6 protein-coding genes are annotated in these 10,149 nt (G+C 58.3%); all 6 read left to right on the forward strand.

The annotated features are described in order from the left end of the window. Window positions 1-550: 550 nt before the first annotated feature. The gene (locus tag CI603_RS04645; RefSeq protein ID WP_121913232.1) at window positions 551-4,357 is read left to right on the forward strand and encodes an InlB B-repeat-containing protein; all 3,807 of its coding nucleotides are present in this window, start codon (window positions 551-553) and stop codon (window positions 4,355-4,357) included. 640 nt (window positions 4,358-4,997) lie between these two features. Then, window positions 4,998-5,198, forward strand: a complete 201-nt coding sequence (locus CI603_RS09095) for a hypothetical protein (RefSeq protein ID WP_220702258.1) — start codon at window positions 4,998-5,000, stop codon at window positions 5,196-5,198. A gap of 486 nt (window positions 5,199-5,684) precedes the next feature. Continuing rightward, a complete protein-coding gene (locus tag CI603_RS04655; protein ID WP_121913234.1) occupies window positions 5,685-6,377 on the forward strand; it encodes a hypothetical protein in 693 nt (230 codons plus the stop codon). Between the two features lie 306 nt (window positions 6,378-6,683). Beyond that, window positions 6,684-7,874, forward strand: a complete 1,191-nt coding sequence (locus CI603_RS04660) for an NAD(P) transhydrogenase subunit alpha (protein ID WP_121913235.1) — start codon at window positions 6,684-6,686, stop codon at window positions 7,872-7,874. Then, window positions 7,871-8,239 (forward strand): NAD(P) transhydrogenase subunit alpha, encoded by a 369-nt coding sequence (locus CI603_RS04665; RefSeq protein ID WP_121913236.1) that lies wholly within the window; start codon window positions 7,871-7,873, stop codon window positions 8,237-8,239. The genes CI603_RS04660 and CI603_RS04665 overlap by 4 nt, the downstream gene beginning before the upstream one ends. Next, window positions 8,236-9,645, forward strand: a complete 1,410-nt coding sequence (locus CI603_RS04670; protein WP_121913237.1) for an NAD(P)(+) transhydrogenase (Re/Si-specific) subunit beta — start codon at window positions 8,236-8,238, stop codon at window positions 9,643-9,645. The genes CI603_RS04665 and CI603_RS04670 overlap by 4 nt, the downstream gene beginning before the upstream one ends. Window positions 9,646-10,149 lie beyond the last annotated feature (504 nt).

Below are 10,149 nucleotides of genomic sequence, written 5' to 3' on the forward strand. Positions count from 1 at the left end.
AAGCCACACATGCATCCATTTGATCTGGTTCAATGCCCACAATAGTGGTTCAGGAGGTCGCGCGTTCGAGCCGCGTTAGCCACCCCACCTCAAAGCCCCTGATTAAAAAGCTGGAGTTTTGTTATATGCGATCAAGCGTCCCTAGCGTCCTAATGCGTGACCGTTGTGACCGTGTATGACTTTCAATTGGCAAATGACTTCACTGCCCAAAAAGACGAGCGCTAGCAACACAAATGACAGAATCACCTACAAGCCTATAGGGCCGAGGTCATACACGATGCCAAAGGCAATCGGCAATAGCATAGCCGGCATGCATCCATCAGTATTTAATGGAACCGCCTTCCGTATAGACCACATCAGGCTGGTCGGCTCAATTGATATTTTTAGAATATTAGGAAGAAAAAGAGCGAAACCCACTATTGACATTTGAGTTGGCCCACAGATATGCGGGTGATAGCATGGTTTTATCTGCCGGGGCTGTTCCCGGTACGTAGTTCATTGGAAACGAGGGGAATTTCGTCATTGAACTACATGTGTTCGGGAAGGGATTATGCACATTACGCTTCGGCATAAGTCCGCACGCAGCCGGTCGACGACCATGGTCGGTGTCCTGCTGGCTATCATCCTGCCCGCCAGCCTGATCACCGGAGGCCTGGCCGCGGCTGACACTGCTCCCAGCGAATCCAGTGTGCCCGAGCCGACCAAGCTGGAGCAGACGGCTACAGGCCAACCGGCGGACCCATCAGCCAATCCACCAACCCTGCCGGCCACCCCGGCCAGCCCCAAGTCTCCGCTGCCCTCGCCCTCGCCCCTGGACACCGCGTCCCCCCTCACCAGCGCCCAGACCGCGCCCAAGAAGCCCGGCGGCACCGGCATCCAAAGCAAGACCGCCGACAGCCAGCCCCAGACACGCGCAGCCTACACCGTCACCTTCAACGACCCCGACGGCAAAACCCGCACACCCTCCCAGAGCGTCCCCGGCGGCGGACAGGCCTCCAGACCCAAGGACCCGAGCAGGGACGGCTACCTGTTCGACGGATGGTTCACCGGCAACACCGCCTACGACTTCAGCCGGCCCGTCACCGGCAGCATCACCCTGACCGCCAAATGGACCAGGATAACCAGCTCCTGGAGCCTCAGACCCGCCTCCGGCCCAGCAGAAGGAGGCACCAGGATCACCCTGACCACGCCCACCACATCCGACATACGCTTCAGCCACGTCGAAACAGGAAAAGACTTCGCCCTGGCCATGGGCTCCGACGGCAACCTCTACAGCTGGGGAAGCGCAGGCTATCAGCTGGGCCGCGACTTCGACTACATCACAACGCCACCCGGCCGGCCGGGCATCGTCACCCCGCCGACAGGCGTCCGCTTCACCCAGACCAGCGGAGGACTAGGCTTCTCCCTGGGCTTGGGATCGGACGGCAACCTCTACAGCTGGGGATACGATCAGCACGGCGAAATGGGACAAGGCACCGTAACATCCTCGCATACACCAGACAAGGTGATCATGCCGGCAGACGGCACTAAATTCACCCAAATCAGCGCAGGATTTCTATATTCCTTGGCCATCGGCTCGGACGGCAACCTTTACAGCTGGGGAGACAACAGCTTTGGCCAGCTGGGCAACGGCACCGACGACGACCTCAGTGACAATACTATTCGTCATGGCACGCCGAGCAAGGTGAGTCTGCCGACAGGGGTCCCAAAGTTCATCCAGATCAGTGCAGGTGGCGATCATTCCCTGGCCCTGGGAACGGACGGCAACCTCTACAGCTGGGGATACAACGGCAACGGCCAGCTGGGCAACGGCACCGATTATGCTTTGAAACAGCCCACGCCACGCAAAGGGTCCATGCCGGCAGACGGCACGAAATTCACCCAGATCAGCGCAGGAAACGAGCATTCCCTGGCCCTGGGAACGGACGGCAACGTCTACAGCTGGGGAGACAACAGCAAAGGCCAGCTGGGACGCACCCCCACTAGCGGGACGAAAGACAATACGCCGGGCAAAGTGAACCTGCCTGCAGGCGTCAGCCGATTCACCCAGGTCATCGTAGGCGGCGAGCATTCCCTGGCCCTGGGATCGGACGGCAACCTCTACAGCTGGGGAGACAACAGCAGCGGCCAGCTGGGACGCAACACCAGCGGCACGCAAGACGGCACGCCAGGCAAAGTGGCCATGCCGGCAGGCGTCACAATCACCCAAGCCAGCGCACCAGGCATGTATCATGGTGATTTCTCCCTGGCCCTGGGATCGGACGGCAACCTCTACAGCTGGGGAAGCACATCCGGCGACCAGCTGGGACGCGATATCAGCGGCGGTTTCGACGGTCAACCCGGCATGGTCGACTTCCCTGCGAAGCCAAAGCCGACCGGCGTCAAGTTCGGCGGGACAGCGGGCACGAGCCTGACAGGCAACAAGGACGGCACCTGGAGCGTCGTCACACCCCCGCATGCAGGAGGCAAAACGGACGTGACCGTCTTCTGGAGCAGGAACGGCTGGAGGCCCGACGCGCACCTTACCTACACCTACATCAGCTCCTACACGGTCACCTTCGACAGCGCCGGCGGCAAGCAGACCCCAGGCCAGCAGCGAATCACCGAAGGCCAGGAGGCCACACGCCCGACCACAAACCCGGCCAAGGACGGCTTCCTGTTCGACGGCTGGTTCCTCAAGGACGCCAAGGGCGATTCCAAGGTGGCGTATGACTTCAGCCAGCCGGTCACCGCGGACATCACCCTGGTCGCGCATTGGAGCCCCGCCAACACCGGCGGCTGGTCGATCAGCCCAAGCAAGGGCAACGCGATGGGCGGCCAGCGGGCGACCATCACCCCGCCCAAGCTGAGCCGCGGCATCCGCTTCAGCCAGATAAGCGCCAGCAGCTCAATAAGTGGCTTCTCCATAGGGGTGGCCAGCGACGGGAACGCCTACGCCTGGGGATACAACGAGTACGGCCAGCTGGGCCAGGATCCAGACAAGACGCCTACGCAGAAGACGCCGACCATGGTCCCCCTGCCGGACGGCGTGGATTCCGGTTTCACCTACACGCAGGTCGCGGCAGGCGGAAACCACGTGCTGGCCATCGGCAGCGACGGCATCGTCTACAGCTGGGGCATCAACGATCGCGGGCAGCTCGGCAACGGCAGTAAGGACACACAACACCATTCCAAGCCGCAGCCCGTCATGGGCGCGGACGGCCAGCCCTTCAAGGCCGTCCAGGTGAGCGCCGGCTACGCCGACTCGGCGGCCATCAGCCCGGATGGGCGCGTCTACACCTGGGGCAGCGAAAACAACAGTTACAACGTGTATAGCACGTCCAAACCGACCCCGACCCTGGCCAAGGATCCCGACGGCTCCAGCCAGGGGCTGCACGCGGTCCAGGTCGGTGTCAACCGGGGCTTCATCATGGCCCTGGGCACGGACGGCAGCGTATACACGTGGGGGTACAACGACTACGGTCAGCTCGGCAACGGCCAAAGCACAGGAGAAGGCAGCACCACGTATGCCGCCGACCCTGCACGCGTGCCCGATCCCAAGGACACGAGCAAGGCCTTCAAAGCCACGCAGATCAGCGCCGGAGGCTACCACGCACTAACCATCAGCCAGGACGGCACAGCCTGGGCATGGGGGTACAACGGCTGGGGGCAGCTGGGGGACGGCACGATAACCAGCCGTCCCACTCCCAAACAGGTAGGAAACCCCACAGACTCCAGCCAGCCATTCCAAGTCGCGCAGATCAGTGCCGGTTGGGTCCACTCCTTGGCCATCGACAGGAGCGGCACAGCCTGGGCATGGGGGTACAACTACGATGGCCAGCTGGGCGACAACACCACCAACTACAGGCACACCCCCACACGTGTGTCGCCGCCCGCAGGCCAGGGCAGCGCCGGCACCGGGCTCGCAGCCGCACGAATCAGCGCAGGTTACTATCATTCCCTGGCCATCGGCCAGGACGGCAACACGTACAGCTGGGGAGACAACCAGTACGGCCAGCTCGGCAACGGGAGTCTGACGCAGAGCGGCACCCCGACCCAGGTGGCCCTCAACTCGTTGCTGATCACCGGCGTCAAGTTCGACAAGACAGCGGTCAGCTCCCTGCAGCAGAATGCCGACGGGTCCGTCTCGTTGGCCACGCCTGCTCATAATCCAGGACTGGCCGACGTGATTGTGGACTGGAGCCTGGGTGGCGCCGGCCAGACCCCGGCGCACCTGGCCTACACCTACGAAGGCACCCTGCCCCTGACGGGCGGCAACGGCAGCATGATCCTCCTGCTCGCCGCCGGGCTGCTCGCCGCAGCCGGCGCAGCCGCTGCCGGACGCCACCGGCGGGAAACCCGCATCCAGCACGCCTAGAATCCTCACCCGAGTAAGCATCCGGGCCGCATCCCAAGACGGCCCGGCCAACCAGGGTGGCCCCGCCAATCCCCCAACACAACGGAGCCACCCCACAATCCTATGAACAGCAGGCCCTGAAACAATAGAACTGGTCATCTCACTAGACACAGATGTTTTCCAAGACCCCTTCAGTGAATGGGGAGGGGAAAAACGAGAGGCTATGGGATGGTTGAATTCGATACCATGGCCGGTCGCCAGTTTCTCTGGTGATAAGGTGCTGTCCTTCGGCCAAACGTATCCTACGTTACACTTCGCCAGTATTGATTCGATCGCCATGATCGAACATGTTTTGCCAATAAAACAATTAACGAATCCTGAAAAGATAATTACTTAGGCGTAGAGCTAAGCCTGACCGCGTGTAAATTATTACGAGACTAAATTAAACAAGGCATTGTGACTGCAATAAACTCAATCATCGGTATCTGACTAGGATGCTTTTATAATCTGTCGCTTATCGCTTCCCCCAAAGACTGTGTTCGCATTCCTGTTATCGCCTACTGATATGACTGATTCTTGTTCGGTTTCAGTCCTAGTCGTATCTGGAAAGCTCGATCAGGTTCCTATCAGGGTCCCTGACATACACCAAGGTGACAGCCCCATGCGCACCGGTCCGGCTGACCGGACCAAGACAGCCAACATGACACCCACGGAACGCGGCAACCACATCATCCAACGAATCCCGAACAAGCAGACACAAGTCAACCGAGCCGGACGTAGGCCTGTCCGCCTTGGGGTCAATCTCATGACCCGCCTCATGGAAGTTGACCTTTGTGCGCAGGTTGCCTCGACAGTCGGTTAACACCATCGAGAGCCGATGCCTCCCCAGCCATTCATCCAGATCATCTATCTGGTAGACCCCGTTAACGGCCGCCGGCACCAACCAGGCAGAGACAGCATCCATAGTCGGATACGCTGCAATGAACCCAGCTCTTTTTGCAGGACATTTCTCTCGCCAAACTATTAGTGCTTCACCCATAAGGGTCAATATCGGAACGGTATGGATCTGGTGCCGGTCAAATGCCACTTTTACGAGAAAAAGACACATACACTGGCCTTAACGGATGTTGCTTCCTGAAAACGGGCAGGCTTCCAGATGACCTGCCACAAGCAATGGGGAAGAACAAGCCTGGAGGGTCAGATGAGCAACAATCGAAACGAACGTGCGAATAAGAACCAGGGCAGGCATGAAAGTCCCGAACAATCACCAATGAATGACAAGGACCGCATGCCAAGACCAGTGGAGAACGCGAACGACGGAAAAGAAAGCCAAGCAGAAAATGCCCCCATGCCGAAGAAGGAAGGCAGGGATTCATCCAGCAAGGACGCTGCCCACGGCAGGCCTGAAGCACAAAATAAGCAGGACCAGGCCCTTACCGACGACCGCTCGCAGGCCGGCCAGGTAGACAGAGAGCATGATGGCTCCTCCCATGACGACAAGCCAAGCCAACCCGGTAAGCCTGCTGCAAAGGATACGCCCGGACCTGTCGATAAACCGTCTCAACCAACCAAGGAAGGCAAGCCCGCCAAACCGCGCAAGGCCAAAAACCACGATTCCTTCTATCTGGGCCTTGCCTCAGCAGTCCTGGTTGCAGCTCTGGGCCTCAGCCTGAGCACCATGCCGATCTTCTTCTCCCTGCCTCTTGCCGCCGTTCTCTTCGGAATCGGCATCTGGCTCCTCTCTTATGCCAGCTTCAAGTCCCCCGGCAAACCAGAGGGAGAGGGAACAGATGCGGACAGGCACACCAGGACGGTAGTTGTTGCAACAGTCCTTCTGGTTCTGCAGACCTTCATCATGGATGTGTTCATCTTCACCCGTATGGGAACCGTCGGCAAACATCAGAACGCCATCGTCATCGCCTGGATCCTCGCCAGCATGATCGAGACCCTGGCCGCCTTCGCCCTTATCTACCATCACAATCCCTTGCAGTCCAAGCCCAAGGACCCTCCGGCGAACGATAAACACGAGGGGAATGAATAAAGCACTGCAGCGAACATGGATCTGAAACGACATAGCAGACCGGAAAGGCCGGCTGGCCGACCGGGGATGTGAAATTACCTGCCCACAGCGTTCCATCGCCAAGGCCTTCCGCCTCAGGGTGCCACTCATCATTCTTGAAGATGTGTGGCACCCTTTAAGACACCATGCAAGATACCTCGAACTTGGTCTTTTCTCAACTGTTACTTATTCAAATGCAAATTGTGTTGACCTGCCAACAGTAAAGACCAGCAACTAGAATCATTGATGAAATTACTCGCACACAGTTGTGTTTGGAAAAGGAAAGACATGAGTGGACCAGAACAATCCAACGTAGCCTTCGGGGTCCTCAAAGAGACTGACGATGAGGAGTCCCGAGTGGCCCTGACGCCTGACATCGTGACCCGGCTGACCAGGCAGGGCATTACCTGCCTATTGGAGTCCGGAGCCGGGGCTCGAGCCGGCTTCCGAGATGAGGACTACCGGCAGACGGGAGCCACAGTCACCGACAGGAATACCGTCTTATCCAAGTCAAAAGTTCTGGGCTTCGTCAACAGACCCGATAAATCCTTGCTGAAGGGAATCCCAGCCGGAACATGGATCATCGGCATGCTGGGGTCCTTGAGCGACAAGGACTACATCAAATCCCTGGAAACGTCCGGGCTTACAGGAATCGCTATGGAGCGACTCCCCCGACAGCTCAGCTCGGCCCAGTCCATGGACGAGATGACCTCGCAGAACTCGGTTATGGGATACAAGGCGGCTCTGGTGGCTGCCAATGCCTATGGATCCTTCTTCCCCATGATGACCACTGCCGCAGGAACCATTCGACCAGCCAAGGTCCTGGTCCTGGGTGCCGGTATCGCAGGTCTGCAGGCCATCGGGACTGCAAAACGCCTGGGAGCCGTGGTCACCGCCTATGATGTCAGACCCGCTTCCAAACAGGAGGTGGAATCATTGGGAGCCAAGTTCCTCGACCTGGGACTGGACTTCTCCAAGGGGCAGGGCCAGGGCGGCTATGCGCGCCAGCTGACCGATCAGGAGCAGGCCCAGCAGCAGGCTGCGGTGGATGCCAAAGCGGCAGGCTTCGATGTGGTCATTACCACAGCCAAGGTTCCAGGCGGAAAGCCTCCTCGCCTCCTCAGCGCCGAGGGTGTGGCCAACCTGCATCCCGGAGCTGTGGTCGTGGACTGCGCTGCCAGCGACCTGGGCGGCAATGTCGAGGGATCACAGGTGGGAACCAGGACCACCGACAAGGGAGTCATCATGATCGGGGCCCCATACCTGGCCAGCGGCGTAGCCACGACGGCATCAAATCTTCTGTCGAGAAATGTGGCGGACGTGCTGATGCATTTTCTTCGTGATGGTGCGCTCAGCATCAAAATGGACGACGAGATCGATCAAGCACTTGTTGTGTCAGGAGCAACCAAATCCAGCGCGCATGTAAGCGCGGATGCTCCGGATGTTGAAAAGACCGAAGAGAAAGGTCAGGAGCAATGAATTCTTTGGTCATAGCAATAACGCTCTTCATTCTGGCCCTGCTGATTGGCGTGGAGGTGATCGGCAAGGTTCCGGCCACGCTGCACACGCCGCTCATGTCGGGCGCCAACTCCATTCATGGCATTGTGATCGTCGGGGTAGTCATCATCGCGGCGGAGGCTCATTCCCCACTTTCCTACGTACTTATATTCCTGGCTGCCGTCCTTGGCGCCATGAATGTGGTGGGCGGCTACGTGGTGACCGACAGGATGCTGGAGATGTTCAAGTCCTCCAAACCCGACAAGGGGAAGGATAAGACCAGTCAGGACGAACAGGCTTCGACCCTAACGACCGAGACCGCTAAGAACGAGGGAGCCGACAAGTGAACACCCTCGACATCATCACCTGGTTCGTCTATCTCCTTTCCTCAGTCATGTTCGTTATGGGCCTGCACTACATGAACTCCCCCAAAACCGCCCGTACAGGCAATAGGATTTCTGCGGTAGGCATGGTCATCGCCGTTGCCATGGCCTTCATCCACCTGTTCGCCACGGGTTTCACCTCCTCCCTGGCTATCATTCTGCTCGTGCTCGGCATTCTGATTGGAGCCGCTGCAGGGGTCTACTCGGCCAAGAAGGTGAAAATGACGGACATGCCTCAGCTGGTTTCCGTCTTCAACACGGTCGGCGGCGGCGCTGCAGCCCTGGTCGCTCTGAACGACATACTGACTTCCGAGGGCACCCCGACTCTGGTGGTGCTGATCACCGCCGGCCTGGGCGTAGTCATCGGTTCCATCACCTTCACCGGTTCCCTGGTAGCTGCCGGCAAACTCCAAGGCATCGGCCTGATCAAAAACCTGAAGCTGCCGGCCAAGGCTGTCTGGAATGTGCTCTTCGCTCTGTTGACGGTCCTCAGCCTAGTCATGCTCTGCCTGAATCCGGACAATCGGACCCTATGGGCCCTCCTCACGGCCATATTCGCCCTAGGTTACGGACTTGTCTTCGTCATTCCCATCGGCGGCGCCGACATGCCCGTGGTCATCTCCGTCTTGAATGCCTGCACTGGTACAGCTGTAGCCATGAATGGCCTGGCCATCAATAACGTGGCTTTGATCGTTGCAGGCGCTTTGGTCGGCGCAGCAGGTGCCACCCTATCCGTCCTGATGGCCCAGGCCATGAACAGGCCGCTCCTGAGCGTGCTGGCCGGCGGATTCGGCGGTTCCTCTGTCAGCGCCAGCCAGGATCAGGGCGCCCAGGGGACCATGAAGGAGACCACGCCCGACGATGTGGCTGTCCAGCTGGTCTATGCCGACAAGGTCATCTTCGTCCCCGGCTTTGGTCTGGCTCAGGCCCAGGCCCAGCGCGAACTGGCCGACCTGGGCGAGCTGCTCAAGGGCCGTGGCGTGGATGTATCCTATGCCATTCACCCTGTGGCCGGCCGTATGCCCGGACATATGAACGTCCTCCTGGCCGAGGCCAACGTTCCCTATGAGGAATTGATCGACCTTGATGACATCAATCCCCAGTTCCCCTCAGCCAACGTCGCTTTGGTAGTGGGCGCCAATGACGTGACCAACCCGGCTGCACGCCGGCCGGGGACCGCCGTCTCCGGCATGCCCATCCTAGACGTTGACAAGGCCCAGCATGTTGTCGTCCTCAAGCGAGGCAGAGGCAAGGGGTACGCCGGCATCGAAAACGAGCTCTACTTCAACCCAAATACGCAGATGCTCTTCAATGACGCCAAGGTCAGCCTTCAGGCGATCATTGCATCGGTCAAGGAACTCATCGCCTGAGCATATGCTGTAGTGAGAACCATGGCTCCGGATCGGCTTGACTGGTCCGGAGCCAATTATCATCGAACAGGAAGGACCCACATGCTGATTTTTACATCCCAAATTACCTATAGTTACTTTATCGCCAAATTAGTGAAGGTTACATAAAATTACGAAATGACAGCTCAGTATTTATAACTGGGAGGATTTTGATTTCAGCAAAAGAGCTACAAACACAATCACAAGTATTACACAGCTCAACCGGGATAAATCTATGACTGGGACTCACAGCGCGACACATATCTGGTAAACTCTCAAATAGTTTTCCAATAAAAAACATCGTGTATCACAAATCGTTGTCTGTTCATTCTTCATCCGTATTGAATCTCGTCCTCGATTACTAAAGGCGGTCAAGCCCGCGTTTTTTATATCTAACGCATGATGGTATTCAAAGTCACCAAACTGTACTATCTAACATTTAGATAGATTGATTAGACTTATCATGTCTACCTCAAAGTGGAGTAG

The organism is Bifidobacterium sp. wkB338 (genome assembly GCF_003688325.1).
In the GTDB taxonomy this organism is placed as follows: Bacteria; Actinomycetota; Actinomycetes; order Actinomycetales; family Bifidobacteriaceae; genus Bombiscardovia; species Bombiscardovia polysaccharolytica.

What these genes read in the sequence shown, in the direction of transcription:
- CI603_RS04645 (WP_121913232.1), top strand. Translation starts at nt 551, where the DNA reads ATGCACATTACGCTTCGGCATAAGTCCGCACGCAGCCGGTCGACGACC.
- CI603_RS04660 (WP_121913235.1), top strand. Translation starts at nt 6,684, where the DNA reads ATGAGTGGACCAGAACAATCCAACGTAGCCTTCGGGGTCCTCAAAGAG.
- CI603_RS09095 (WP_220702258.1), top strand. Translation starts at nt 4,998, where the DNA reads ATGCGCACCGGTCCGGCTGACCGGACCAAGACAGCCAACATGACACCC.
- CI603_RS04665 (WP_121913236.1), top strand. Translation starts at nt 7,871, where the DNA reads ATGAATTCTTTGGTCATAGCAATAACGCTCTTCATTCTGGCCCTGCTG.
- CI603_RS04655 (WP_121913234.1), top strand. Translation starts at nt 5,685, where the DNA reads ATGCCGAAGAAGGAAGGCAGGGATTCATCCAGCAAGGACGCTGCCCAC.